We start from the raw sequence: 25,860 nt of genomic DNA, 5'->3' as shown, positions 1-25,860 counted from the left end.
ACCGCGACTCACCGGGGTGGTGCGGGCCAAGCCCTGCACGACCCCCGGGCTCACGAGGCTCGGGCGCACCAGGAAGTGGTAACACCCGTGAGCAAGGACGCCGTGGAATCGGCACAGCCCGTCGCGACCGAACAGGCGGCGCGCACGCCCGCCGACGCGGGCGACGCCGGCTACAGCAAGGACCTCAAGGCCCGCCACGTCAACATGATCGCCATCGGCGGGGCCATCGGCACCGGCCTGTTCCTCGGCGCCGGAGGGCGCCTGCACAACGCGGGCCCCGCGCTCGCCCTGGCCTACCTGGTCTGCGGTGTCTTCGCCTTCTTCGTCGTGCGCGCGCTGGGCGAGCTGGTCCTGTACCGGCCCTCCTCCGGCTCCTTCGTGTCGTACGCGCGCGAGTTCCTCGGCGAGAAGGGCGCCTACGTCGCCGGCTGGATGTACTTCCTGAACTGGTCGACCACTGGCATCGCCGACATCACGGCGATCGCGCTGTACACGCACTACTGGAGCTTCTTCACGCCGATCCCGCAGTGGGTGCTGGCACTGGTCGCGCTCGCGGTGGTGCTCACCGTGAACCTGATCTCGGTGAAGATCTTCGGCGAGATGGAGTTCTGGTTCGCGATCATCAAGGTCGCCACACTCGTGGGCTTCATGTTCATCGGCATCTTCCTGCTGGCCACCCAGCACCACGTCGACGGCTACACACCCGGCATGAGCCTCATCAGCGACCACGGCGGCGTCTTCCCGCACGGCATGATGCCGGTCGTCCTCGTGATGCAGGGCGTGATCTTCGCGTACGCCGCCCTCGAACTGGTCGGCGTCGCCGCCGGCGAGACCGAGCAGCCGGAGAAGGTCGTGCCGCGCGCGGTGAACTCGATCATGTGGCGCGTGGGCCTGTTCTACGTCGGCTCGGTCGTCCTTCTCGCCCTGCTGCTGCCCGGCTCGGTGTACTCCGCCGGCCAGAGCCCGTTCGTGACGGTCCTGTCCAAGATCGGCGTGCCCGCGGCGGGCGACGTGATGAACCTCGTGGTCCTCACCGCCGCCATGTCCTCGCTGAACTCCGGCCTGTACTCCACCGGCCGCATCCTGCGCTCCATGGCCATGGCGGGCTCCGCGCCCAGGTTCACCCGCGTCATGAGCCGGAGCCAGGTGCCCTACGGCGGCATCCTGCTGACCTGCGGCATCTGCGTCCTCGGCGTCGGCCTGAACTACCTGATGCCCAGCCAGGCCTTCGAGATCGTGCTGAACGTCGCCTCGCTCGGCATCATCAGCACGTGGGTGATCATCATGGTCTGCCACATGATCTTCGTCCGCCGCGCCCGCGCGGGCCTGGTGGCCCGGCCGCACTTCCAGCTGAAGTTCTCCCCGGTCACCGAGATCGCCACGATCGTCTTCCTGCTGGTCTGCCTCGGCATGATGTGGGACGACCACGAGGTGGGCCGCAAGACCCTGCTGCTCATCCCGGTGATCGCCGTCATGCTCGTCGCCGGCTGGTTCGGCGTCCGCCGCCGGGTGAACGCGAGCACCGACCGGGAGCTGTCCGGGCTGACGGACTAGCCGTCACCGGAGACCGGGGAGGACGGACCAGCCGTCACCGGAGACAGGGCAGAGGGCCGCGTCCCGCGCATGGGGACGCGGCCCTCACCGCTGTGCGGATCACCGGGCCGGCGGCGCGGTCGCCGCGGCCTCGCGCACCGCGTCGTCGTAGCGGCGCAGCACCAGCCGGGCGACCGACTCGTGGGCGCCGAGCGGTGGCGCGGTGACACAGGCGCCCGCCGCGGCGGCCCGGCCGCCGAAGAAACCGGGAGCCATCAGATACCGGGCCACCGCGACCCGGCCGTGCCCGCGCCGCCGCAGCTCGGCCACCGCCTCGGCGGGAGTGGGCGCGCCGGCGCACAGGTACGACGGCACCACGGGGTCGCCGAGCCGCCGGGCCAGCAGCCGGGCCATCCGCGCGGTGTCCGCGTTGGCGCCCGGGTCCGTCGACCCGGCCGCGGCCAGTACGACCGCGCCGCCCGGGGTCCAGCCCGCCTCCGCCAGCCGGTCGCACAGGGCGTCGGCGAGCAGCGGGTGCGGGCCGAGGGCGCGGGCCACCCGGGCCCTGGTGCCCGGCGCGGCGGCGGCCACGGCGGGGATGTCGACGCGCACGTGGTAACCGGCGCCGAGCAGCAGCGGCACCAGGACCGCGGGGGAGTCGAGGCCCGCCAGCACCTCCGCGAGCGGCGGCCGCACCAGATCGAGCCACCCGGTCTCCACGCGCAGCCCCGGCCGCAGCCGCCGCACGACGTCGAGGAGCCGGCCGATCGTCCGCTCGTGGTGCGGGCCCCTGCTGCCGTGGCCCACGGCGACGAGGACCGGGTTGTCGCTCACCGCGTTCTCTCCGTTCGCTTCGTCGTCCGCCGGCGTGTCGTCCGGGCGGGTGGTGGTCGCGGGGGACTGCCGGCGGGGAGGGGCTTCGGGTGGTTCTCCGCGGGCGTGCCGCGGGCGTCCGTTCGCTTCCCCGCCCGCTCCTGCGTTCCGGGAGGCGGCCGTCGTACCCGGGGCCCGTCGGCCGGCCGGAGGGCCGGCCCGTCCCTCCCGGGCCCCGCACGGGTGAGCCCCCATCGCGTTCACACCGCCACCGCCAGCCGGTAGCCGCGTTTGGGCACCGTGCGGATCAGGCCGGAATGGGGGCCGAGGGCGGCGCGGAGGCGGGCGACGGCGGCTTCCACGGCGTGCTCGTCGGTGCGGTCCGCCAGCCAGACGCGGCGCAGCAGCTCGGCGCGGCTGAGCACATGGCCCGGCTGGTCGGACAGGGCCCGCAGCACCGCGGCGAGCACCGGCGGCAGCGTGACCTGGACGTCGTCGGCGAGCACCGCGCTGCCCTGGAGCACCACCCGCCGCCCCTCGTACACCAGTTCCCTGCGCATCCTGGCCGGCAGTGCCTCGGCGAGCGTGCGCACCAGCGCGCCGAGCCGGCCGCGCTCCGGCCAGACCGGCTCGATGCCGAGGTCGCGCAGCGGCCGGGCGCACACCGGCCCCACGCACACCGCGAGCACGTCACCGCGCAGGGCGGCGAGCACCTCGGCGCGCCGGTCGAAGCCGTCCGCGCTGGCCAGCAGCGCCTCGATCGCCTGCGCGCTGGTGAACGCGAGGGCGTGCAGCTCGCGCCTGACGGTCAGCTCGACCAGCCGGCGCACCGCCTCCGGGTCGTCCGGCGGGCCCCAGCGGTAGACCGGCACCTCGATCACCTCGGCGCCGCGTTCGCGCAGCGCGGCGGCGAAGCCGTCCAGCGGCACCCCGTGCTCCTGCACGGCGATCCGGCGCCCCTGGAGCGGACGGGCCAGCAGCCAGGTGAGCAGTTCGTCGTTGGCCTCGGAACGCGGCGAGAACGCCTCGTCCAGGCCGCTCGCCCGCACCGCGCCGGTGGCCTTCGGACCCCGGGTCAGCACCACCGCCGCGCCGCAGGCCGCGGCGAGCCGCCCGCCGGTGCCCCAGCCGTCGGCGGCGCTCATCCAGCCGCGCCAGCCCACGCCGGTGGTGGCGACGACGTAGTCGAGCGGCCCGGCGAGGCACCGCTCGGTGGCTCTGCGCAGCGCGGTGTCGTCGCCGAGCGGGACGATGCGCATCGTGGGCGCCTCGACCACCCGGGCGCCGCGCCGTTCCAGCAGCGCCGTGAGCTCCTCGCGGCGGCGCGTGGCGGTCACGCCGACCGTGAATCCGGTCAGCGGTTCGGTCCGCCGCGCGGCCGTGGTGCCTGTCTCGGTGCCCGTTGCCATGCCCATCAAAGTCCGTCAGCCACGTTGCGGGCCGATTGCCCGCGCGTCACGGCGGCGTAAGCGGGTGTCCGGCTCACGTTACGGAAGATGTCGGTGACGTCACCCCGTACCCCCGACGTTGTGAGACAGCCTTACCGCGGGCGCAATACGACCGACCCGGTCGTGAAACACGCGCTGGCGACGCTCCCGGCATGACGACGACCACCACCTCGGCCGTGGACACCCACTGTCCGTACTGCGCGTTGCAGTGCGGGATGCGGCTGGCGCGCACCGGCGGGCCGGACGGCGCTCCGGTCGATGTGCTGGAGCGGCCCGCGTTCCCGGTCAACCAGGGCGCGCTGTGCGGCAAGGGACGTACCGCGGCACAGCTGCTCGCACCCGGCGCGCGGCTGACGGCGCCGTTGGTACGGGACGCGGGCGGGCTGCGCGAGGCGACCTGGGAAGAGGCGCTCGACCGGGTGGCCGCGGGACTCGCGGACGCCGGGCGGCGCCACGGCCGTGACGCGGCCGGCGTGTTCGGCGGCGGCGGGCTCACCAACGAGAAGGCATATCTGCTGGGCAAGTTCGCCCGCGTGGTGCTGCGCACCGCGAACATCGACTACAACGGCCGTTTCTGCATGTCCTCGGCGGCCGCGGCGCTCAAGGCCGCCTTCGGGCTCGACCGCGGCCTGCCGTTCCCACTCGCCGACATCGCCCGCGCGAAGTGCGTGCTGCTGGTCGGCGGCAACCCGGCCGAGACGATGCCGCCGGCCGTCCGCTACCTGCGCGAACTCAAGGAGAACGGCGGCCGGTTGATCGTCGTCGACCCGCGCCGCACCCGCACCGCCGAGCTCGCCGACCTGCATGTGCAGCCGGTGCCCGGCACCGATCTGGCGCTCGCGCTCGGCCTGTTGCACCTGGTGATCGCCGACGGGCTGCTCGACGAGGCGTTCATCGCCTCGCGCACCACCGGGTTCGAGCAGGCCAGGGCGGCCGCGATGGCCCACTGGCCGGAGCGGGTCGAGCGGCTGACCGGCGTCCCGGTGCCGGTGCTGCGCGACATCGCCGGGCAGTTCGCACGGGCGGCCACCGGCATCGTGCTCACCGCGCGCGGGGCCGAGCAGCACAGCAAGGGCACCGACACCGTCGCCGCCTGGATCAACCTGTGCCTCGCCACCGGCAAGGCGGGCCGCCCCGGCTCCGGCTTCGGCTGCCTGACCGGCCAGGGCAACGGCCAGGGCGGCCGCGAACACGGCCAGAAGGCCGACCAGTTGCCCGGCTACCGCTCCCTCACCGACCCCGCCGCCCGCGCCCATGTCGCCGCCGTGTGGGGCGTCGACCCGGACTCCCTGCCCGGACCCGGCCGCTCGGCCTACGAGATGCTCGACGGCCTCGGGCGCCCCGGCGAGGTGCGCGCCCTGCTGCTGATGGGCTCCAACCCCGTGGTCTCGGCGCCGAACGCGGCCCATGTCACCGCCCGGCTGCGGGAGCTGGACTTCCTCGCCGTCAGCGACGTGGTGCTCTCCGAGACCGCCGAACTGGCCGACGTCGTCCTGCCGGTCGCCCAGTGGGCGGAGGAGACCGGCACGGTGACCAACCTGGAGGGCCGCGTCCTGCTGCGCGAGGCGGCGCTCGCCCCGCCCGAGGGCGTGCGCACCGACCTGCACGTGCTGCGCGAACTGGCCGCCCGTCTCGGCGTGCGGCGCGGCTTCCCCGAGGACCCGCGGGAGGCGTTCGACGAGCTGCGCGCCGCCTCGTCGGGCGGCCCCGCCGACTACGCGGGCATCACCTACGAACGCGTCCGCGCGGAGGACGGCGTCTTCTGGCCGTGCCCGGCCGAGGACCACCCCGGCACCCCCCGGCCGTTCCTCGACCGCTTCGCAACGCCCGACGGGCGGGCCCGGTTCGCCGCCGTCTCGCACCGGCCGGCCGCGGAGGAGCCGGACGCCGACTATCCGCTGCGGCTGACGACCGGGCGGGTGCTCGCCCAGTACCAGAGCGGCGCGCAGACCCGGCGCGTGCCGGAGCTGACCCGGGCCGCGCCCGCGCCCTTCGTGGAACTGCACCCCCGCCTCGCCGAGCGGCTCGGCGTCGCCGACGGCGACCGGCTCACCCTGACCACCCGCCGCGGCCGCGCCACCGCGCCGGCGCGCGTCACCCGGGGCATCCGCCCCGACACGGTCTTCGTGCCCTTCCACTGGCCGGGGCTCGGCCGCGTCAACTCCCTCACCAACCCCGCCCTCGACCCGGTGTCGCGGATGCCGGAGTTCAAGGTGTGCGCGGTCAGGGTCGAGCGCGCCGAGGACGCCCGGTGAGCGGGCGGATCGCCGTCGTGGGCGCCGGGATGGCCGCCGCCCGCCTGGCCCAGCAACTGGTCGAGCGGGGGCGGGGGGACGACGTGACGCTGTACGGCGCGGAGCCGCACCGCCCTTACAACCGCACACTCCTCGCCGACGTGCTCACCGGCCGCCTCGACGCCGCCGCCGTCGCGCTGCCGTGCGGCGCGCCGCGGGTCGCCGTGCGCACCGGGTGCGAGGTCGTGGCCGTCGACGTGCGCTCCCGCACGCTGACGCTGGCGGGCGGCGAGGAGGCCGGCTACGACGAACTGGTGCTGGCGACCGGAGCCAACCCGGTGCTGCCGCCGATCCGGGGCCTGCGCACCGCCGGCGGCGGGCTGAAGGCCGGGGTGCACGCCTTCCGGGGCCTCGCCGACTGCGCGCGGCTCGCCGAGGACGCGGCGCGGGCCACCCGCGCGGTGGTGATCGGCGGCGGGGTGCTTGGCGTGAGCGCCGCACGGGCGCTCGCCGCGGTCGGCCTGCCCACCGAGATCGTCCACCAGGCCCCGTACCTGATCGAACGCCACCTCGACGAGGGGGCGGGCCACGCGCTGCGCCGTGCCCTCGAACGGCTGGGCGTGCACACCTACCCCGGCAACCGCGCCCGCGCCCTCACCGGCGACACCCGTGTCACCGGCGTCCGCCTCGCCACCGGCTACCTGCTCGACGCCGACCTGGTGGTGCTCGCCTGCGGGGTGCGCCCCCGCACCGGGCTCGCGCACGCCGCCGGGATCGCGGTGCGGGCCGGCGTCGTGGTGGACGACCGGCTCGCCACCCGCGCCCCGCACGTCTTCGCGATCGGCGACTGCGCCGAGCACGCCGGCGTCACGCACGGCCTCGCCGGACCCGCCTGGGACCAGGCCGACGTGCTCGCCGCGCGGCTCTCCGGCGCCGGTCCGGACGCCGTCTACGGCGGCTCGCGGCCGCTCGTCCGGCTGACCGCGGGCCCGCTGGAGTACGCAGCGTTCGGCGAGACGGGCGACGCGGCCGGTACGGACGTGCTGCGCATCGCCGACGCCACCCGCGGGCCCTACGGCTCGTACAAGAAGCTCGTGCTGCGCGGCGACCGGCTCGTCGGCGGCATCCTCCTCGGCGACCTCACGACGGTCGGCGACCTCACCCGTGCCTACGAGTGCGACGAAGCGCTCCTTGACGACCCGCTCCACCTGCTCACCACCGAAGGAGCCGCGTGATGCACCCCGCGACCGCACCACACCGCCACCTGGTCCTCGTCGGCCACGGCATGGTCGGCCAGCGTTTCCTCGAGACGTTCCACGAACAGGCCGGGCCCGGCTGGCGGGTGACCGTCCTCGCCGAGGAGCCCCGCCCCGCCTACGACCGGGTCCACCTCACCTCGTGGTTCTCCGGCACCACCGACGAAGAACTCGCCATGTGCACCCCGGAGTTCATCGCCGAGCACGGCATCGACCTGCGCCTCGGCGAACCGGCCACCGCCATCGACCGGGAGCGCCGGGAGGTCACCACGTCGGCCGGACGCACCCTCCGCTACGACGCCCTCGTGCTCGCCACCGGTTCCTACCCCTTCGTGCCGCCGGTGCCCGGCCACGACGCCGACGGCTGCCATGTCTACCGGACCCTCGACGACCTCGCCGCGATCAAGGCGGAGGCGGCCACGGCGCGGACCGGCGCCGTGGTCGGCGGCGGGCTGCTCGGCCTGGAGGCGGCCGGCGCGCTGCGCGCGCTGGGCGTGCGCACACACGTCGTCGAGTTCGCCCCGCGGCTGATGGCGCTCCAGGTCGACGACGCCGGCGGACACCTGCTGCGCCGCAAGATCGAGGAGCTGGGGGTCACGGTCCACACCGGCGCCGGCACCGAGGCGATCAGCGCGGGACCCGACGGCCGGGTGCGGTCGATGGCCCTGTCCGACGGCACCGAACTCGATGTCGACCTGGTCGTCTTCTCCGCCGGCGTGCGCCCCCGCGACCAGCTCGCGCGCGCGTGCGGCCTGCCCGTCGGCGCCCGCGGCGGCATCGTCGTGGACGCGGCCTGCCGCACCGAGGACCCGCACATCCTCGCCATCGGCGAGTGCGCCCAGGCCGCCGACGGCAGGGTCTACGGACTGGTCGCCCCCGGCTACGCCATGGCCGAGACAGCGGCCCGCCAACTCGTCGCACAGGAAGGTGAGTTCACCGGCGGCGACACCTCGACCAAGCTCAAGCTGCTCGGCGTCGACGTCGCCAGCTTCGGCGACGCGCACGGCACCACCGACGGCGCCCTCGACGTGGTGTACGCCAACAGCCGCGCCGGGATCTACAAGAAGCTGGTCGTCGGCTCGGACGGCCGGCTCCTCGGCGGCGTCCTCGTCGGCGACACCGACGACTACGCCACCCTGCGCCCGCTGCTCGCCGGCGCCCCGCTCGCCGTACCGCCCGAACGCCTGCTGCTGCCCGCCGCGGCCGGGGCGGGGGGCCCGGCCCCGCTGCCCGACGAGGCGGTCGTCTGCTCCTGCCACAACGTCAGCAAGGCCGTCGTCCGCCAAGCGGTCGCCGACGGCAACACCTCCGTGCCCCAGGTGAAGAAGTGCACCAAGGCCGGTACGGGCTGCGGCAGTTGCGAGAAGCTGCTCGGCACCATCGTCTCCGAGGAGCTGGCCGCCCGGGGCGTCGCCACCGACCGCGGCCTGTGCGAGCACTTCACCCACACCCGCGCCGAGCTGTACGAGATCATCCGGGTCAAGGGGATCACCGAGTTCTCCCGGCTGATCGACGAGCACGGCAGCGGCGAGGGCTGCCAGATCTGCAAGCCGGCGGTCGCCTCGATCCTCGCCGGCCTGGCCAACGGCCACATCCTCGACGGCGAGCAGGCCGCGCTCCAGGACACCAACGACCACTTCCTCGCCAACATCCAGCGCGGCGGCTCGTACTCGGTGGTGCCGCGCATCCCCGGCGGCGAGATCACTCCCGAAGGGCTGATCACCATCGGTGAGATCGCCCGCGACTTCGGCCTCTACACCAAGATCACCGGAGGTCAGCGCATCGACATGTTCGGCGCCCGCGTCGACGACCTGCCGCGCATCTGGCGCCGCCTGGTCGACGCCGGCTTCGAGTCCGGCCACGCCTACGGCAAGTCGCTGCGCACCGTGAAGTCGTGCGTGGGGGAGACCTGGTGCCGTTACGGCGTGCAGGACTCGGTCGGCCTCGCCGTCGAACTGGAGCTGCGCTACCGCGGCCTGCGCTCCCCGCACAAGATCAAGGCGGCGGTCTCCGGCTGCGCCCGCGAGTGCGCCGAGGCGCAGAGCAAGGACTTCGGGGTGATCGCCACCGCCGAGGGCTGGAACCTCTACGTCGGCGGCAACGGCGGCACGAGCCCGCGCCACGCCGATCTGCTCGCCGCCGATCTGGACCGCCCCACGCTGATCCGCACCATCGACCGCTTCCTGATGTTCTACATCCGCACCGCCGACCGGCTGGAGCGCACCGCCCCCTGGGTGGCGCGGCTCGACGGTGGCCTGGACCGGCTGCGCGACGTCATCATGAACGACTCCCTCGGCATCTGCGCCGACCTCGACGAGCTGATGCGGCGCCACATAGCCGCCTACGAGGACGAATGGGCCGCCACCCTCGCCGACCCCGACCGGCTGCGCCGCTTCGTCTCGTTCGTCAACGCCCCCGGTGTCCCCGACCCCGCCGTGCGCTTCACCCCCGAGCGCGGCCAGATCCGCCCGGTCCGCGTCGCCGGTCCGCGGCTGGAGGTGCGCGCATGATGCCCGCCGACGAGATCCGAGTCGCCCACGAGATCCAGCTCGCCCACGACGGCGCGTGGCACACGGTCTGCCGCTACGGCGATCTGCTTCCCGGCCGCGGCGTGGCCGTACTCCTGCGCGGCGAGCAGGTCGCGCTCTTCCGGGACCGTGCGGGCGAACTCTACGCCGTCCAGAACTACGACCCCTTCGGCGGCGCCTACGTCCTCTCCCGCGGTCTCACCGGCAGCCGTGGCGATGTGCCGGTGGTCTTCTCACCCATGTACAAGCAGGCATTCGACCTGCGCACCGGTGTGTGCCTGGACGAGGAGACCGCCCCGGACGGCACCCCGGCGCGGCTGCTGGTCTGGCCGGTGCGGGTCGCCCCGCCCGCCACCCGCTGAACCCCCTCGCCCGCACGGCCCCACCCTCCACCGTCCCCGCGGGAGCCCACCATGCCCTCGTCCCCCTCGTCCCCCTCGTCCCCCTCCTTCGGCGTCGCGTTCCGTCGGCTCGGAGCGCTGGCGTCCGTCCGCGGCCGTTACCGCGTCCTGCACCTGACCACGCTGGCGTTCTTCCTCAGCTTCCTCGTCTGGTTCGACATGGCGCCGTTCGCCCAGCAGATCGGCAGCGAACTCCACCTGACCAAGGGGCAGTTGCTCACCCTCTCGCTGTGCAACCTGGCGCTGACCGTCCCCGCGCGGATCGGCGTGGGAATGCTCCTGGACCGCTTCGGCCCCCGCCGGGTGTACGCGTCGATCCTGATCTTCGCGGCCGTCCCCAACACGCTCTTCGCGACCGCGTCGAGCTTCCCCGCCCTGGTCCTCAGCCGTCTGCTGCTCGGCGTCGTCGGCGCCGGGTTCGTGGTCGGCATCCGCATGGTCGCCGAATGGTTCGGCCGCGAGGAGATCGGCACGGCCGAGGGCTTCTACGGCGGCTGGGGCAACTTCGGCTCGGCCGCGGCCTCCCTCGTCCTGCCCGGTCTCTCCGTGCTGCTCGCCGGACACGCCGGCGGCTGGCGCTGGGGCATCGGCCTCGTCGGCGTGCTGTCCGCGCTCTACGGCGTCGTCTACCTCTTCGCCGTGCGCGACACCCCGGAGGGCTCCGCCTACCAGCGGCCGCGCCGGCAGGGCGCCCTGGAGGTCACCAGCCGGGGGGCGGTGTTCGGACTGCTGGCGGTGCAGCTGCCGCCGATCGCCGTCCTCGGCCTCGTCGCCTACCGCATCCGCGCGGCCGGGGTGCTCCCCGAGTCCGGTTTCGTCGCCGTCCTCGTCGTGCTGGTGGCCGGCTACGCGGTACAGGCGGTGCGCACCCTGTCGGTGAACCGCCCGGCGCTCGCGAACGCCCACCCGCCCGCCGACCGCTACCCCTTCCGGCTGGTGGCGCTGCTGTCGCTGGCGTACTTCGTGACGTTCGGCACCGAACTGACGGTGGTCTCCCTGCTCCCCACCTACTTCGCCGACACCTTCGGCCTCGGCGTCGCGGCCGCGGCCGCCGCGGGCAGCGCATTCGCCTGCACCAACCTGATCACGCGCCCCGCGGGCGGGCTGCTGTCCGACGCGCTTCCCCAGCGGCGGACGGCCCTGCGGATCCTGCTCGTCGGCGCCGTCGTCGTCTTCCTCGTCCTCTCCCGGATGACCAGCGGCTGGGGGATGTGGGCGGGCGTCGCGCTGGTCGCGCTGGCGTCGGTCTTCATCCAGGGCGGCAACGGCGCGGTCTACGCGATGGTCCCGCTGGTCAACCGCCGCTCCGGCGGCCAGATCGCCGGCCTGGCGGGTGCGTACGGCAACGTCGGCGGGCTCGTGTTCACGTCGGTCCTCGTCCTCGACGGCGGCGACGTGCCCCTGCTGTTCCTCGTCATCGCGCTGTGCGCGGGGGCGATGGCCCTGCTGACCCTGTGGCTGCCGGAACCGCGGGGAACCACGGGCACGACCCCGCCCGCCACGTCCTCACAGCGGTCGTCCCCCGTCGCCACGCACGGCTGAACCCGGCACGACCACCCAGTCCTCCGGGCGGCCGGCACTCGCTTCGCCGAGTGCCGGCCGCCCGGCCATGCCCGCCGCCGAGGAATTCACACCACGGCGAAGAGGCCACCCCGCCACCGGCCCGCCTGCCCGGCCTACCCGCCCGCCCTCCGGCCCGCCCGACCGACCCGGCCGGACGACCGTCCTGCGCACGTCCGTCGTCTTCCGCCGCCGGTCCCGGCCGCATGCTTCCCGGCCCCGCGCGCGCCCGGAGCGAACCGGGGTCGGGGCGCCTGCGGTTATGCCGGGCGGTCGCGTCGCAGCGGCTCGGCGGTCGTGTCCGTCGGCCTGTCTGCCATGGCGTGTCCGCCCCTCCGCCGCGCCTGTCCGGTCGGTCGAGCGGCGCGATCGCCCCGCGGTGTCCCCGCGCGTGTTCCCCGTCCTGCGGCACCGATCCCGGCCGCGTGCCCCGGGCCCCGCACGCCCCGTCCCGCCCCCCGGCCCTCCCGGTCCATCGCGCGGGCGCGATGAACCGGGACGCTGTCACCCGGGGAACGCCGGGCCGATCGCACGCAGCGGCTCAGCGGCTCAGCGTGCCGTGGCCCCCGTGGGCCGCCTCGATCTGGTTCCAGGACTTCGGCAGCGGCGCCGCCGCGTCCGTCGCCGTGAAGGACCGCGCCGCGCCCGCCGACGGCTTCGTCGGCTCGTACAGCCATGTGTCGAAGAGCCCCGCGAGCGGCTTGCCGGAGATCTTCTCGGCGTACTTCTCGAAGTCGGCCACGGAGGCGTTGCCGTAGGCGTGCGCCTTCGGCCAGCCCTTCAGGATGCGGAAGAAGGCGCCGTCGCCGATCTCGTCGCGCAGCGCCTGGAGCGCGGCCGCGCCCCGGTCGTAGACGGCGTCGTCGAACTGGTCGTCCGGCCCGGGATCACCGGGCTTGACGGTCCAGAAGGGGTCGTCGGCCGCGTGCGAGGAGTACACGTGGTCGGCGAGCTGCTGTGCCGTGCCCTCGCCCTCGTGCTCGGACCACAGCCACTGCGCGTACGTCGCGAAGCCCTCGTTGAGCCAGATGTCCTTCCAGCCCTTCAGCGACACGTCGTCGCCGTACCACTGGTGGGCCAGCTCGTGCACGACCAACGACGGGTTGGAGCCCTTCGCGAACTGCTTGGGGCTGTAGTAGACACGGGTCTGCGTCTCCAGCGCGTACCCGGTGGTCGTGTTCGGCACGTAACCGCCCGCCGTGGCGAACGGATACGGCCCGAAGTAGTCGCTGAGCCAGTCGACGATCTCGCCGGTGCGCTCCACGCTCGCCCGCGCGGCCCCGGCGCCGGCGCCCAGGTCCTTGCTGTAGGCGTTGATCACCGGAACCCCGCGCTCCGAACGGCTCGTGGTGATGTCGAACTTGCCGATCGCGAGAGTGGCCAGATAGGTCGCCTGCGGCCGGTCCTGCCGCCAGGAGTAGCGGGTCCAGCCCCGCTTCGCATCGGTGGACCGCAACGTGCCGTTGGATACCGCCTGGGTGCCGTCCGGCACGGCCACCGAGACGTCGTACGTCGCCTTGTCGCTCGGGTGGTCGTTGCTCGGGAACCACCACCACGCCGACTCGGGCTCGTCCGCCGCGACCGCGCCGTCCGGCGTGCGGTGCCAGGTGGTGAAGCCGTAGGCGCTCTTCGTGGACGGCACCCCGCGGTAGCGGACCACGACCGTGAGCGGCGTGCCCTCGGGCAGCGGCCTCTTCGGCGTGACCACCAGCTCGTGCTGCTCGGCACGGGCGAAGGAGGCCCTCTCGCCGTTGACCCGCACCTCGCTCACGTCCAGCAGGAAGTCCAGGTCGAAACGGGACAGGTCCTGCGTGGTGCGCGCCTGGATCGTCGCGGTGCCCTGCAACTCGTCCGTCGTCGGCTGGTAGCGCAGCCGCAGGTCGTAGTGCGAGACGTCGTAGCCACCGTTGCCGTAGTACGGGTAGTAGGGGTCGCCGATGCCCGGCGCGCCGGGGGAGTAGCTCGCGGCCGATGCCGGGATCGCCAGCAGGAGGGAGGCCGCCGCCAGTGCGCCCGGCGCGATGATTCTGCGGTGCACGTCAGCTCCAAGTCGTCGGGACTGCGGGTCCGTTCGTAAGACCTCGGCGTGAAGGACGCGTGCGGAGCACTCCGCGCGGAGATCTCTGTCCGGAGCCTATTCACGCCCTGTGCCCCTCGCGCTGTCCATGCCCCCCGCTGTCACACGATCGCCATTCGGCCGCAACGAGCCACCCGGGTGCCGTAACGCGCTCTTCTGCACGGGAGTTGGCGGGAGTACCGTCCGCGCATGCCGAAGAGCACACCTGTCCGGGCGCCGCTGCACACGCGCCGCATCCCCTGGCGAGCGCTCGCGACGGCGGCCGTCGCCGCCCTGCTCGCCGCCTTCCTCGCCCCGGCCGCCGCCCAGGCCGCGCCGCCCCGGGAAAGCCGGCCGATCTACTCCTACGCCCACGCCGTCCGCGAGTCCGTATGGGTGGACACCGGCCTCGACGAGGACGGCGACGGCACGTCCGACCGCGTCGCCGCCGACATCGTCCGTCCCGCGGAACCGGCCCGCGAGGGCCGCAAGGTGCCGGTCGTCATGGACGCCAGCCCCTACTACTCCTGCTGCGGGCGCGGCAACGAGAGCCAGGTCAAGACGTACGACGCGAGCGGCCACGTCGTCCGGATGCCGCTGTTCTACGACAACTACTTCGTGCCCCGCGGCTACGCCTTCGTCGGCGTCGACCTCGCCGGCACCAACCGCTCCGACGGCTGCGTCGACGTCGGCGGTCGCTTTGACATCCAGTCCGCGAAGGCCGTGATCGACTGGCTCAACGGCCGCGCCAGGGCGTACACGAGTCGCACCGGCACCCGGACCGTCAAGGCCACGTGGACCAACGGCAGGACCGGCATGATCGGCAAGAGCTGGGACGGCACCATCGCCAACGGCGTCGCCGCCACCGGCGTGAAGGGCCTGAGGACCATCGTGCCGATCAGCGCCATCTCCTCCTGGTACGACTACTACTTCGCCCAGGGCGCCCCGCTCTACGACGGCGGTCCCGACGACCTCGCCGGTTACGTCGAGAGCGACGCGGCGCGCGCCCACTGCGCGGCCGAGCAGAGGAGACTCGCCGACGGCAGCCCGCGCAGCGGCGACTGGACCCCGCTGTGGACCGAGCGGGACTACGTCAAGGACGCGGCCAAGGTGCGCGCCAGCGTGTTCGTGGCGCAGGGCATGCAGGACCTCAACGTCCGCACCAAGCACTTCGGCCAGTGGTGGGACGCGCTGGCGAAGAACGGTGTCGAGCGCAAGCTGTGGCTGTCCCAGACCGGCCACGTCGACCCCTTCGACTACCGGCGCGGCGCCTGGGTCGACACCCTGCACCGCTGGTTCGACCACGAACTCCTCGGCTACGACAACGGCATCGACCGCGAGCCGACCGCCGACATCGAGCGCCACCCCGACCAGTGGGTCACCTCCGCCACCTGGCCGCCCACCGGCACCCGTGCCACCACCCTCCACCCGGCCACCGGCGCCGTATCCGGCGTCGGCACCCTCGGCCCGCGCCCGGCCGCCGGCACCGAGACCTTCACCGACGACCCGAAGCTCGGCGAGACCGACTGGGCGGCACACCTGATCACGCCCACCTCGGAGAAGACCGGCTTCCTCACCGCACCGCTCACCCACGACCTGCGCGTGTCCGGCATGTCCCAGGTGACGGTCACCGCCACCCCGACCACCGCCTCGGCCCACCTCTCCGCCGTCCTGGTCGACGTCGGTCCGGACACCATCCGCGACTACGCCGACGACGCCGAGGGCATCACCACGCTGGAGAACCGCACCTGCTGGGGTGCGAGCACGCCCGGCGACAGCGCCTGCTACCTGGAGACCGCCGCGAAGACCGCCGACGTCGACTACACGGTCTTCAGCCGGGGCTGGGCCGACCTCGGCCACTACGCCTCCCTCGCCAAGGGCGTCCCGCTCACCCCGGGCAGGTCCTACACCATGACCCTCACCCTGGCCGCCACCGACCACGTCGTCCCCCGGGGCCACCGCCTCGCCCTGATCATCGCGGGCACGGACCGGGGCCTGATCGACCCGCCGTCCACGAAGCCGACGGTGGCGGTCGAACTCGCGGGCACCTCGGCCCGGTTGCCCCTGGTGGGCGGGGCGCAGGCGTTCGCCCGCGCGACGACGGGCACGACGACGACTCCCGTCCCGAGCCGCCTGAAGGGCGTGGGCGCCCCGCGGACGACCAGCCACGTCCCCGGTGACTGACGACTGAGGTCCGCGCGGTTCCCCCGGGCGCGGGGAACCGCGCGACCAGCCCGCGGAACCCCGGGGTCCCCCGACGTCCGCACGTCCCCCGAACGCTTACGCGCTCGTCCCCGGAACCAGCCCGGCCGCCTCCCGAGCGCACCCCCAGGCCACCGTGACACCCGCGCCGCCGTGGCCGTACGAGTGCACCACCGTGCGCCCGCCCGGCAGCGGCTGCCGTTCCAGCCGCACCACGTCCCGGTACGGCCGCAAGCCCACCCTGTGCCCCAGCACCCGCGCCCCCGCGATCTCCGGCCGCACCCGCGCGCACCGGGCGATGATCTCCTCGGCCGTGGCGGGGTCCGGCTCCAGGGACCAGTCGTCCTCCTGCGCCGTCCCGCCGAGGATCAACCCGTACGGCTGCGGAATGAAATACGCGGCGACCGGCGACGCATGGTCCACGGACGTGCAGTACGTGTCGATCCCGGGATTCTCGACCAGCACCAGCTGCCCCCGCACCGGCCGCAGGGTGGCGTCCCCGGTCAGCGAACGCGCCCCGAGTCCCGTGCAGTTGACCACCACATCGGCGGGCACCTCGGCGAGATCCGCGACCTCGCGCAGCGACACCGTGCCGCCGGCCTTCACGAGCCGCTCGCGCAGCCACGCCAGATGCGTCGGCATGTCGATCACCGGCAGCCGCGCCGCCACCCCGTCCGGCACGGCCCGCAGCCCCGGCACCCGGGCCGCCCAGCCGCCCAGCTCGTCGAGCCGCGCCCCCTGGTGGACGCCGTCGACAAGGCGTACGCCCGTCTCCTCGGGCCGCGCCGCCAGCTCCTCGTACACGGCGAGGGTCTCCAGCGCCCACTCGCCGACGAGCGGCTCCGGCTCGATGCGATAGGGCCACCACAGGCCGCCGGCGACCGCCGACGTGGTCCGCTCGGCGGGCTCGCGCGTCCACACCTGGACCCGCCGCCCGGCCTCGGCCAGCACCACGGCCGTGGTGAGCCCGACGACCCCGCCGCCGACCACGATCACTTCGTCATCCGTCCCACGGTTCACGCTGTCCATGCTGTGCACGCTGTTCACATCCGGACCATAGGCCCTGACCGGCGGCGGGCGCACTAGGATCGTCCTCCTGATGACTGCCACCCTCGTCGCCAAGAACCTCGCCGCCGGGCACGGCGACCGCTCGCTCTTCTCCGGGCTCGACCTCGTCGTGGCGCCCGGCGACGTGATCGGGCTGGTCGGCGCCAACGGCGCGGGCAAGTCCACGCTGCTGCGGATGCTCGCCGGACTCGTCGCGCCCGAGCAGGGCGAACTGCGGCTGTCGCCGCCCGCCGCGACGGTCGGCCATCTGCCGCAGGAGCCCGAGCGCCGGCCGGGGGAGACCGTGCGGGAGTTCCTGGCCCGGCGCACCGGCGTCGCCGAGGCGCAGCGCCTCATGGACGACGCGACGCAGGCGCTGGTCGACGGCGCGCCCGGCGCGGACGACGCCTACGCGGCGAGTCTGGAGCGCTGGCTCGGCCTCGGCGGCGCCGACCTGGACGAGCGGGCGGAGGAGGTCGCCGACTCCCTCGGCCTCGCCGTCGGCCTGGACCAGCCGATGACCTCCCTCTCCGGCGGCCAGGCGGCCCGCGCGGGCCTCGCCTCCCTGCTGCTCTCCCGCTACGACGTCTTCCTCCTGGACGAGCCCACCAACGACCTCGACCTCGACGGTCTGGAGCGCCTGGAGCGGTTCGTCACCGGGCTGCGCGCCGGCACCGTCGTCGTCAGCCACGACCGCGAGTTCCTCACCCGCACCGTCACCAAGGTCCTCGAACTCGACCTGGCACAGCGGCGGATCAACCTCTACGGCGGCGGCTACGAGGCGTACCTGGAGGAGCGCGAGACGGGCCGGCGGCACGCCCGCGAGGAGTACGAGGAGTTCGCCGACAAGAAGGCGGCCCTCCAGGACCGGGCGCAGATGCAGCGGTCCTGGATGGACAAGGGCGTCAAGAACGCCCGGCGCAAGGCGGGCAACGACAACGACAAGATCGGCCGCAAGTTCCGCAGCGAGGCCAGCGAGAAGCAGGCGGCCAAGGCCCGGCAGACCCAGCGGATGATCGAGCGCCTGGAGGTGGTCGAGGAGCCGCGCAAGGAGTGGGAGCTGCGCATGGAGATCGCGGCCGCCCCGCGCTCGGGCGCCGTGGTGGCCACGCTGCGGGACGCCGAGATCCGGCGCGGCGACTTCACCTTCGGGCCGGTCAGCCTCCAGATCGACTGGGCCGACCGGATCGCGGTCACCGGGGCCAACGGCGCGGGGAAGTCGACCCTGCTGGCCGCCCTGCTCGGCCGCGTCCCGCTGGACGCGGGGCACGCGGTCCTCGGCTCGGGCGTGCTGGTCGGCGAGGTCGACCAGGCCCGGGGCGTGTTCCACGGCCCAGAGACCCTGCTCGACGCCTTCTGCGCGGCCGTTCCCGACACCGAACCGGTGGAGGTCCGCACCCTCCTCGCCAAGTTCGGTCTCAAGTCGGACCATGTGCTGCGCCCGGCCGCGACCCTCTCCCCGGGCGAACGCACCCGTGCCGCCCTCGCCCTGCTCCAGGGCCGGGGCGTCAACCTCCTCGTCCTGGACGAGCCGACGAACCACCTCGACCTGCCCGCCATCGAGCAACTGGAGTCCGCCCTGGACGCCTACGCGGGCACCCTCCTGCTGGTGACCCACGACCGCCGCATGCTGGACGCGGTGCGCGTGACCCGGCGCTGGGAGGTCGCGGCGGGCAAGGTGACCGAACACTGAGACGCCGCGCCCCGGGAAGTCCCCGCTCCCCGGGGCACGGCGTGTGACGGGTGGTCAGGAGGGCAGCACCTTCCAGGAGCCCGTGCCGGTGCCGCGGTCGCTGTACGGGCTGGTGGACACGCTGTACTTGGCGCCGCCGCCCTGGTGGGAGACGCCGTTGGTGTCGAGGAAGCCGCCGTTGGCGGAGCCGTAGTCGTTGAGCAGACGCACGATGTCGTCGGTGCGGATGTGTCCGTCGTTCGGCGAGGACCGCACGCCGAAGATGTGCCACTTGCCGGTCCCCGGACCGCGGTCCTTGGTCGTGGTGGCGGAGACCTTGTACTTGGCGCCCGCCTGGCCGGAGACGCCGTTGGTGTCGAGGTAGGTGTGGTGGCTGCCGTACTGGTTGATGAGGTAGACGACGTCACCGCTGAGCACGCGGGAGCCGGTGGCCTTCCCGGTGGCGGAGACGACCCGCCACTCCGAGGTGGCCGGACCGCGGCTGTTGGGCCGGTTGTTGGTGCTCACGTTGTAGGTGGCGCCCGGCTGGGTGGAGACACCGTTGGTGTCGAGGTAGCCGCCGTCGCCGCCGTACTGGTTCTGGAGCAGGATGATGCTGCCGTACGTCAGCTCACCGCGGACCGCGGCACCGGTGGCCGCCGTCGGAGCGGCGAACGAGGCCGCCGCGGCGGCGAGTGCCGCGGCGGTCGTGCAGGCCGCCAGGCGCTGCTTCGTGGTGCGGAACACAGAGTCCTCCCCATCGCTTCGCGTGCACCGTCAACGTGCACAGAAGCGAGTGTGGAGGCGGCGGGTGGGCGGTGTGCCCGCTTCATGTGTTTCCTGGCGCCAAACCCCTCGATACGGGGAAAAGTCTGTTTCTGTCGATGTCCACCGGTGCACGGGACGCGCAAGGGCCGGAGCCGCGGCTCCGGCCCTTCACCCGGAACGGGTGTGCTCCGTGCGCGGGTCAGCGCTGCTTCGGGTCCAGCAGGCCCGCGCGGCGCAGCGCGTCCGCCATGGCGCTGTTGGCCGGGGCCGGCGCCTGCCGTCCGCCCCGGTCGCCCCCGCCGCGGCCCTGCCGCTGACCCTGCCCCTGGCCGCCCTGGCCGCCCTGGCCGCCCTGGCGCTGGCCCTGCCCGCCCTGCCGCTGCTGGGGCGGCCGGGCGCCGCCGCGCTGGCGCTTGCCGCCGGGCTGCGCCCCCGGGGCCGCCTCGTCGTCCAGGCGCAGGGTCAGACCGATCCGCTTGCGCGGGATGTCCACGTCCAGAACCTTCACCTTGACGATGTCACCCGGCTTCACCACGTCCCGCGGGTCCTTGACGAACGTCCGGGACATCGCCGACACATGCACCAGGCCGTCCTGGTGGACGCCGATGTCCACGAACGCGCCGAAGGCCGCCACGTTCGTCACCACGCCCTCCAGGACCATCCCGGCGGACAGGTCGGAGATCTTCTCCACGCCCTCCTTGAAGGTGGCCGTCTTGAAGGCCGGACGCGGGTCGCGGCCCGGCTTCTCCAGCTCCTTGAGGATGTCCGAGACGGTCGGCAGGCCGAAGGTGTCGTCCACGAAGTCGGCCGGCCGCAGCGAGCGCAGCACGCCCGTGTTGCCGATGAGGGAGGCCACCTCCTGGCCGGTGGTCTTCACCATCCGCCGCACCACCGGGTACGACTCCGGGTGCACGCTGGAGGCGTCCAGCGGGTCGACGCCGTCACGGATGCGCAGGAAGCCCGCGCACTGCTCGTACGCCTTCGGGCCGAGCCGCGCCACCTTCTTCAGCTCCGAACGGGAGGTGAAGGGCCCGTTGGCGTCCCGGTGCGCCACGATGTTCTCCGCGAGCCCGGCCGAGACGCCCGACACGCGGGCCAGCAGCGGCACGGACGCGGTGTTGACGTCCACGCCCACGCCGTTCACGCAGTCCTCGACCACCGCGTCCAGCGAGCGGGACAGCTTCACCTCGGACAGGTCGTGCTGGTACTGGCCGACGCCGATGGACTTCGGGTCGATCTTCACCAGCTCGGCCAGCGGGTCCTGCAGCCGCCGGGCGATGGAGACCGCGCCGCGCAAGGACACGTCCATGTCCGGCAGCTCCCGGGAGGCGTACGCCGATGCCGAGTACACCGAGGCACCGGCCTCCGAGACCATCACCTTGGTGAGCTTCAGCTCCGGGTGCCTCGCGATGAGTTCGGCGGCGAGCTTGTCGGTCTCGCGGGACGCGGTGCCATTGCCGATCGCGACCAGCTCGACCGCGTGCTCCTTCGCGAGCCGGGCCAGCTTGGCGAGCGCCTCGTCCCACTTGTTGGCCGGGACGTGCGGGTAGATCACGTCCGTGGCGACGACCTTGCCCGTGGCGTCGACCACGGCGACCTTCACCCCGGTGCGGAAACCGGGGTCCAGGCCCAGCGTGGCGCGGGTGCCGGCCGGGGCGGCGAGCAGCAGGTCGCGCAGGTTGGCCGCGAACACGTTCACCGCCTCGTCCTCGGCGGCCGTGCGCAGCCGCAGCCGCAGGTCGATGCCGAGGTGCACCAGGATGCGGGTGCGCCAGGCCCAGCGGACCGTGTCCGTCAGCCACTTGTCGGCGGGGCGGCCGCGATCGGCGATGCCGAAGCGGTGCGCGACGATGCCCTCGTACGACGACGGGACCGACGGGGAGTCGGCGGGCTCCTCCGGCTCCAGGACGAGGTCGAGCACCTCCTCCTTCTCCCCGCGCAGCATCGCCAGCACCCGGTGCGAGGGCAGTTCGGTGAACGGCTCGGCGAAGTCGAAGTAGTCGGCGAACTTGGCGCCCGCCTCCTCCTTGCCCTCCCGCACCTTCGCGGCGAGGCGCCCGCGCACCCACATGCGTTCGCGCAGCTCGCCGATCAGGTCGGCGTCCTCGGAGAACCGCTCGGCGAGGATCGCCCGCGCGCCCTCCAGGGCGGCCCCCGGATCGGCGGCGCCCTTGTCCGCGTCCACGAACGCGGCGGCCGCCGACAGCGGTTCGACCGTCGGGTCGCCCAGCAGGCCCTCGGCCAGCGGCTCCAGGCCGGCCTCACGCGCGATCTGCGCCTTGGTGCGCCGCTTGGGCTTGTACGGGAGGTAGATGTCCTCCAGGCGCGCCTTGGTCTCGGCGCCGCGGATGCGGGCCTCCAGCTCCCCGGTGAGCTTGCCCTGCTCGCGCACCGACTCCAGGATCGCGGTCCGCCGCTCCTCCAGCTCCCGCAGGTAGCGCAGCCGCTCCTCGATCGTGCGCAGCTGCGCGTCGTCGAGCATCTCGGTCGCTTCCTTGCGGTAGCGGGCGATGAAGGGCACGGTCGAACCGCCGTCGAGCAGTTCCACCGCGGCCGTCACCTGCCGCTCCCGTACGCCGAGTTCCTCGGCGATCCTGCCTTCGATGGATCCTGCTTCGATGGACCCGGGTGTCGTCACGATCCCGTACCGCCTTCTCCACTGAGGTTGCGCGGCAATTGTGGCAGGTGACACCGACGACCGGGGATCAGGGCACCACGTGGCGCCCCGCGATCCGAAGCGTCCCGCCCGGGGCGGCCGACACCCCGCCGGACGACCGGACGGGCGCCCGGAACGCCGGTGCCAGGGTCCTAGGGAGCGGATCCGGTCCTGGCGGCTTCCGCGATCGCCTTCCGCGCTCCAGGCCGTGAGCAGCCCCGAAGCCGTCGAACGGGCCCCCGCCGACCTCGCCTCCCTCCAGGTCGGCGAAGTCCCCGGCCCCCGCCTTGTTCTCCCTGACCGAGCGTCATTCTGATTACAGAGAGCTACTTGCCGGACTCGCCCGCGTACGCCACCCGGCTCCGCCTGATCACCGAGCGGATCGTCGCCACGGCCAACGAGTCGGCTGGCGCCGACGCGGTGCGCACCGTGCGGGTCCTGCCCCCGGGTTCCGCGCCCCGCAACGGGCTTCCAGGGAAACCTGACGCCGCATCCCGGAGCTGCGCTAAGTGACCATGATCAACCTCAGCGCCGACCACGGCTCGATTGATCCTCAAGGCCGTTTCCCAGCCCAGAGCACCCGCAGCCGCGCACGCTGCGGGCCACGGAGGATTACGGACTCTGGGCGCCCTCCCTCACCCGGGGGATCGCCGAGGTAAGCCCGGAAGCCGCCAGTAGTTGATCTTGAGTTCGGCTGTCATCGGCCGTCACCCATTCAGCTCTGTGTCGTTGGGGTGCTGGTAAAAACCCTGTCGCCAGCCGCAAACGGCGGTGTACTTCAGGTGACGGCTCACTGATCCGGCGCTGGCCCGGTCAGCCTCCGGCCTGTGCTCCTTGGCCCGAGATCAACGGCTCGGCGTCAGCCGTTGTCCCCGCTCCGGCTCCGTGATCGTTCTCGCCGATGATCACGGTTCCATTGATCCCCGAAGCCGGATAGCCCCGGCCTTCGGGCCCGGGTCGGCGCGCTGACCGGAGCCGCCCGCCGTTTCGGGCGGGTCCGCCCGAAACGGCGCCGGGCCGACGGCGCCGATGAGCAGTCCGGCGTGTACGGGCGGCGTCCGTTCTGCCTCGCGCCACCGTCGTGATCCCGCGCGCCCCGTCGTACTCCTGTATGCCCTCGCGGGTTACGCCAACCGCTTCTAGGTTCAGGTTCAGCGCTACTGCAAGGAGGAATACGCGTGATCCGTAAGGCTGCTGCTGCCACGCTCGTCGGCATGGCACTGCTCTTGTCCTTTGCCGGGCCGTCGACCGCCGGCGCGCAGGGCAAGGAACTCACCTGTAACACCGGGGTCGCCAATGAGGGAACGTATGGCTTCGCTCACTGCGTGAACCACACCAACCGAGCTGTCGCCTTCCGCGCCAAGGTGGTCTGCGGCTGGGAGGCCGACCATAACGGTGACTGGGTGACGTTGAATCCCGGTCAGGAGGGCTGGTCCGGCGCCTGGTGCAACGGTCCGATCGGCACGGGTGTGGGCAGCGTGGACTGGGAAGAGGGCTGAGGCTGCTGTTCCCGGGCCCGGTGTTCGTGTTGCTGCCGCTGTGTCTGTCGGGGGGAGCGTACGAGCACCGGGCCTTCGGTTTGTTGCCAAGATCAACTACTGGCGGCTTCCGGGCTTACCTCGGCGATCCCCCCACCCGGGCCGGACAGCACAGTGCGCCGGGACCGGGGTGGTCTGCCGGCACACCGATGACATGGCCCTGGCCGTCGGCGAACTGCGCGGCGCCGGCCGCGAGGTGGACGCCGAGGTCCTGGCGCACATCTCCCCGTCCCGCAGCTCGGTGGTCAACTACGACGGCTCCATCACCGTCGACGACGAACACGAACTGGCCCGGCTCGACGACCATGGCCACCGGCCGCCGCGGGCCGCAGGCATGGAGGATCCCGGAGCCGGGCTGTAGCGGCCCGGTCGCGATGGCAGGCTGCGGCGGTCACCGGGGCGGGCCCGTGAAGCCGGCGAGTTGCTTCTCCTCACCCCAGCTGTTCGGCATCGATACGGGAGAGGACCGGGTCGGTCATCTCGGTGGCCGACCCTCGCCAGCGCACCGGCGGGGCCGGCTTGCGCAGGGCGGCGGGGTAGCCGGCCGGGTCGTAGTCGCCGGCGAACTGGTAGACGTGGAATCTGTGCCCGTTCGGTGTCCGTGAGGATCTGGGGCAACGCATTCCAGGGGCTGGATTCAGCTGACTCGCTTCGCTCATCGGTAAGTTGCCTCGGAGGAGGCCACCGCCGGTCTTAGCATGTACACAGCTGACTCATGGGGGAAACGATGGACCCGACGGAGCTCGTGTCACAGACCGTGCGAGTAGTAACAGAGTTAGCCGGGGGCGCGGCCACCGCGGCGGCCACCGGAGTCGGGCAGGCCGTCTCCGACCTCGTACGGCAGCGGCTCAGCGGTACGCCATCGGGACAGGCGGCCTTGGCAGCTGTGGACGCGCGGCCCGATGACCCGGCTGCCGTCGCAGGGCTGCGCAACGAGCTCAACGCCGGAGTCGCGGCCGACCAGGACTTTGCCGCCGCACTGGCCGCGGCCCTTGCTCCGGTCCTTGCCGGGCCGCCGCCCGAGGAGCCGCCCATGCAGACCATCCAGAACAGTGTGGTGATCGACGGTGGGTCGCGGGTGCGCGGCAACACCATTTCGCTCGGGCCGGTGACCTTCAACAACACTCCTGCGGGACGCACCGCCTTCGGTACGATCTGTGTCGCGCTGGCGACCGTGGTGGCGCTCTTGGTCTACGGCAGTATCCAAGCCCTGGACGGTGACTCTCCAGGCTCCCAGACCACAGGCAGGCCGGAGCCGGGGCAGGGCCGACAGAAGACCGGGACCGACACCAACGAAACGGGCAACGGCACAGCAGGCACCGGCAACGCGGACCGCGCGATGCCACTCGCCGATGCAGAGGCCGTCCGCAACGTACTGCCGGACGCGACAAGCCTGCCGTCGGGCTGGACCGAGGTCTCAGCAGCCACCGCAGACGTCTCCTCGCAGGATGACGGCTCCACCTTCGAAGGCGACGCCGAGTATCAGGGGAGCTTCAGCATGGAGACCCAGTTCCTGGTGTTCTCCTACCCGGACGAGGACACGGCACAGACGGCCTTCGACGCGAAAACCTTCAAGGCGCGGGAGCAAGGAGCAAGGACACTGACCATGGCGAAGATCGGGGACCAGGTCGCAGCGTTCTCGATCTCGACGAGCCGGGGAGACGCTTACGTCACCCACACCAGCCGCAGCACCGTGGTCCGCACCGGAACGGTACTCACCATCGTCGTCGGCAACGACAGCGAAGGCCGCAGCTACAGCAGCGAAGACCTCGAAAGCCTCACCCGACTCCTCTCCGACCGCGCCCGAACGGCCCAGACGGGCTGACAACCCGCGGCACAACCCGCGGCCCGCCCTGAGACCGACCCGGTCAGAAGCCATCCGGACCGCGTGACACCGACTCGTCGAGTCGCACGCCTGCCCGATGTCCACCTGTCAGGCCCCCGCGGGCTCGCCCTGCTGCACCACCCCCGGCAAGGTCGCGCTCAAGTACCACACCGCCCGCTTCCAGCTCGCCCCCGCGCTCCCGTCCGAGCTGCACGTCGCCACCCCCGCCGTACGCCATCCCGGCTCGCCGCCCTGGCAGAGGCCGAGCGCGACTACATCCGTGACGAAACCGCCCTGCGCCTGCGTGACGACGAACACCTCTC

Annotated in this window: 18 protein-coding genes and 1 pseudogene; 12 read left to right on the top strand and 7 right to left on the bottom strand. The window is 73.0% G+C overall.

The features are described from left to right. Positions 1-87: 87 nt before the first annotated feature. Positions 88-1,554, top strand: coding sequence for an amino acid permease (locus tag QSK45_RS00625; RefSeq protein WP_285552107.1), 1,467 nt, complete (start codon positions 88-90; stop codon positions 1,552-1,554). A 99-nt stretch (positions 1,555-1,653) separates the two neighbouring features. Here the strand turns inward: QSK45_RS00625 and QSK45_RS00620 are convergent, their stop codons facing one another. Then, positions 1,654-2,367 (bottom strand): sirohydrochlorin chelatase, encoded by a 714-nt coding sequence (locus tag QSK45_RS00620; protein WP_285552105.1) that lies wholly within the window; start codon positions 2,365-2,367, stop codon positions 1,654-1,656. Between the two features lie 239 nt (positions 2,368-2,606). Next, the gene (locus QSK45_RS00615) at positions 2,607-3,755 is read right to left on the bottom strand and encodes a uroporphyrinogen-III synthase (RefSeq protein ID WP_285552103.1); all 1,149 of its coding nucleotides are present in this window, start codon (positions 3,753-3,755) and stop codon (positions 2,607-2,609) included. Between the two features lie 191 nt (positions 3,756-3,946). On the opposite strand from QSK45_RS00615, the gene QSK45_RS00610 reads away from it, so the two are divergent. From QSK45_RS00610 to QSK45_RS00590, 5 genes are read left to right on the top strand one after another with little or no spacing between them, the layout of a single operon-like run. Then, positions 3,947-6,049: a molybdopterin oxidoreductase family protein gene (locus tag QSK45_RS00610; protein ID WP_285552100.1), complete on the top strand. Its 2,103-nt coding sequence runs from the start codon at positions 3,947-3,949 to the stop codon at positions 6,047-6,049. Continuing rightward, positions 6,046-7,263, top strand: coding sequence for an NAD(P)/FAD-dependent oxidoreductase (locus tag QSK45_RS00605; RefSeq protein ID WP_285552098.1), 1,218 nt, complete (start codon positions 6,046-6,048; stop codon positions 7,261-7,263). Before QSK45_RS00610 ends, QSK45_RS00605 begins: the two co-directional genes overlap by 4 nt. Beyond that, a complete protein-coding gene (gene nirB / locus QSK45_RS00600) occupies positions 7,263-9,794 on the top strand; it encodes a nitrite reductase large subunit NirB (protein ID WP_285552096.1) in 2,532 nt (843 codons plus the stop codon). Before QSK45_RS00605 ends, nirB begins: the two co-directional genes overlap by 1 nt. Next, entirely contained in the window at positions 9,794-10,174 is a 381-nt protein-coding gene (nirD, locus tag QSK45_RS00595) for a nitrite reductase small subunit NirD (RefSeq protein WP_285553348.1), read from the top strand. The genes nirB and nirD overlap by 1 nt, the downstream gene beginning before the upstream one ends. Positions 10,175-10,225: 51 nt before the next feature. Beyond that, entirely contained in the window at positions 10,226-11,755 is a 1,530-nt protein-coding gene (locus tag QSK45_RS00590) for an MFS transporter (protein ID WP_285552094.1), read from the top strand. Positions 11,756-12,314: 559 nt separating this feature from the next. Here the strand turns inward: QSK45_RS00590 and QSK45_RS00585 are convergent. Beyond that, a complete protein-coding gene (locus tag QSK45_RS00585; RefSeq protein ID WP_285552090.1) occupies positions 12,315-13,811 on the bottom strand; it encodes a M1 family metallopeptidase in 1,497 nt (498 codons plus the stop codon). Between the two features lie 228 nt (positions 13,812-14,039). Between QSK45_RS00585 and QSK45_RS00580 the strand changes: the two genes are divergently transcribed. Beyond that, a complete protein-coding gene (locus QSK45_RS00580) occupies positions 14,040-16,013 on the top strand; it encodes a Xaa-Pro dipeptidyl-peptidase (RefSeq protein ID WP_285552088.1) in 1,974 nt (657 codons plus the stop codon). 96 nt (positions 16,014-16,109) lie between these two features. On the opposite strand, the gene QSK45_RS00575 is transcribed toward QSK45_RS00580, so the two are convergent. Then, a complete protein-coding gene (locus QSK45_RS00575) occupies positions 16,110-17,060 on the bottom strand; it encodes an FAD-dependent oxidoreductase (protein WP_285552085.1) in 951 nt (316 codons plus the stop codon). 70 nt (positions 17,061-17,130) lie between these two features. Between QSK45_RS00575 and QSK45_RS00570 the strand changes: the two genes are divergently transcribed. Further along, complete coding sequence (locus QSK45_RS00570; RefSeq protein ID WP_285552084.1) at positions 17,131-18,771, top strand: ABC-F family ATP-binding cassette domain-containing protein; 1,641 nt, start codon at positions 17,131-17,133, stop codon at positions 18,769-18,771. 54 nt (positions 18,772-18,825) lie between these two features. On the opposite strand, the gene QSK45_RS00565 is transcribed toward QSK45_RS00570, so the two are convergent. Then, positions 18,826-19,497, bottom strand: a complete 672-nt coding sequence (locus QSK45_RS00565; protein ID WP_285552083.1) for a hypothetical protein — start codon at positions 19,495-19,497, stop codon at positions 18,826-18,828. Positions 19,498-19,717: 220 nt separating this feature from the next. Then, positions 19,718-22,156: a Tex family protein gene (locus tag QSK45_RS00560; RefSeq protein ID WP_285552082.1), complete on the bottom strand. Its 2,439-nt coding sequence runs from the start codon at positions 22,154-22,156 to the stop codon at positions 19,718-19,720. 1,196 nt (positions 22,157-23,352) lie between these two features. On the opposite strand from QSK45_RS00560, the gene QSK45_RS00550 reads away from it, so the two are divergent. Both QSK45_RS00550 and QSK45_RS00545 read left to right on the top strand, forming a co-directional pair. Then, entirely contained in the window at positions 23,353-23,673 is a 321-nt protein-coding gene (locus QSK45_RS00550; RefSeq protein WP_285552078.1) for a hypothetical protein, read from the top strand. 193 nt (positions 23,674-23,866) lie between these two features. After that, on the top strand, positions 23,867-24,073 hold the full coding sequence (locus tag QSK45_RS00545; RefSeq protein ID WP_285552076.1) for a hypothetical protein: 207 nt from the start codon (positions 23,867-23,869) through the stop codon (positions 24,071-24,073). 70 nt (positions 24,074-24,143) lie between these two features. Here QSK45_RS00545 and QSK45_RS00540 read toward each other — a convergent pair whose 3' ends face one another. Then, on the bottom strand, positions 24,144-24,335 hold the full coding sequence (locus QSK45_RS00540) for a hypothetical protein (RefSeq protein WP_285552073.1): 192 nt from the start codon (positions 24,333-24,335) through the stop codon (positions 24,144-24,146). Positions 24,336-24,427: 92 nt separating this feature from the next. Here QSK45_RS00540 and QSK45_RS00535 point away from each other — a divergent pair, with 92 nt between their 5' ends. Further along, positions 24,428-25,537, top strand: a complete 1,110-nt coding sequence (locus QSK45_RS00535) for a hypothetical protein (RefSeq protein ID WP_285552072.1) — start codon at positions 24,428-24,430, stop codon at positions 25,535-25,537. Positions 25,538-25,634: 97 nt separating this feature from the next. After that, positions 25,635-25,703: pseudogene (locus QSK45_RS38265) on the top strand (hypothetical protein); the annotation flags it as partial. Positions 25,704-25,860: the final 157 nt, after the last annotated feature.

It is taken from the genome of Streptomyces hygroscopicus subsp. hygroscopicus (assembly GCF_030269125.1).
GTDB classification, from domain to species: domain Bacteria; phylum Actinomycetota; class Actinomycetes; order Streptomycetales; family Streptomycetaceae; genus Streptomyces; species Streptomyces hygroscopicus_C.
This window is presented reverse-complemented; position numbering and strand designations above follow the sequence as displayed.

Coding starts and splice junctions, on each gene's coding strand:
- QSK45_RS00615 (WP_285552103.1), bottom strand. CDS start 3,755: ATGGCAACGGGCACCGAGACAGGCACCACGGCCGCGCGGCGGACCGAA.
- QSK45_RS00610 (WP_285552100.1), top strand. CDS start 3,947: ATGACGACGACCACCACCTCGGCCGTGGACACCCACTGTCCGTACTGC.
- nirB (WP_285552096.1), top strand. CDS start 7,263: ATGCACCCCGCGACCGCACCACACCGCCACCTGGTCCTCGTCGGCCAC.
- nirD (WP_285553348.1), top strand. CDS start 9,794: ATGCCCGCCGACGAGATCCGAGTCGCCCACGAGATCCAGCTCGCCCAC.
- QSK45_RS00590 (WP_285552094.1), top strand. CDS start 10,226: ATGCCCTCGTCCCCCTCGTCCCCCTCGTCCCCCTCCTTCGGCGTCGCG.
- QSK45_RS00580 (WP_285552088.1), top strand. CDS start 14,040: ATGCCGAAGAGCACACCTGTCCGGGCGCCGCTGCACACGCGCCGCATC.
- QSK45_RS00575 (WP_285552085.1), bottom strand. CDS start 17,060: ATGGACAGCGTGAACCGTGGGACGGATGACGAAGTGATCGTGGTCGGC.
- QSK45_RS00570 (WP_285552084.1), top strand. CDS start 17,131: ATGACTGCCACCCTCGTCGCCAAGAACCTCGCCGCCGGGCACGGCGAC.
- QSK45_RS00545 (WP_285552076.1), top strand. CDS start 23,867: ATGGCCCTGGCCGTCGGCGAACTGCGCGGCGCCGGCCGCGAGGTGGAC.
- QSK45_RS00540 (WP_285552073.1), bottom strand. CDS start 24,335: ATGCGTTGCCCCAGATCCTCACGGACACCGAACGGGCACAGATTCCAC.
- QSK45_RS00535 (WP_285552072.1), top strand. CDS start 24,428: ATGGGGGAAACGATGGACCCGACGGAGCTCGTGTCACAGACCGTGCGA.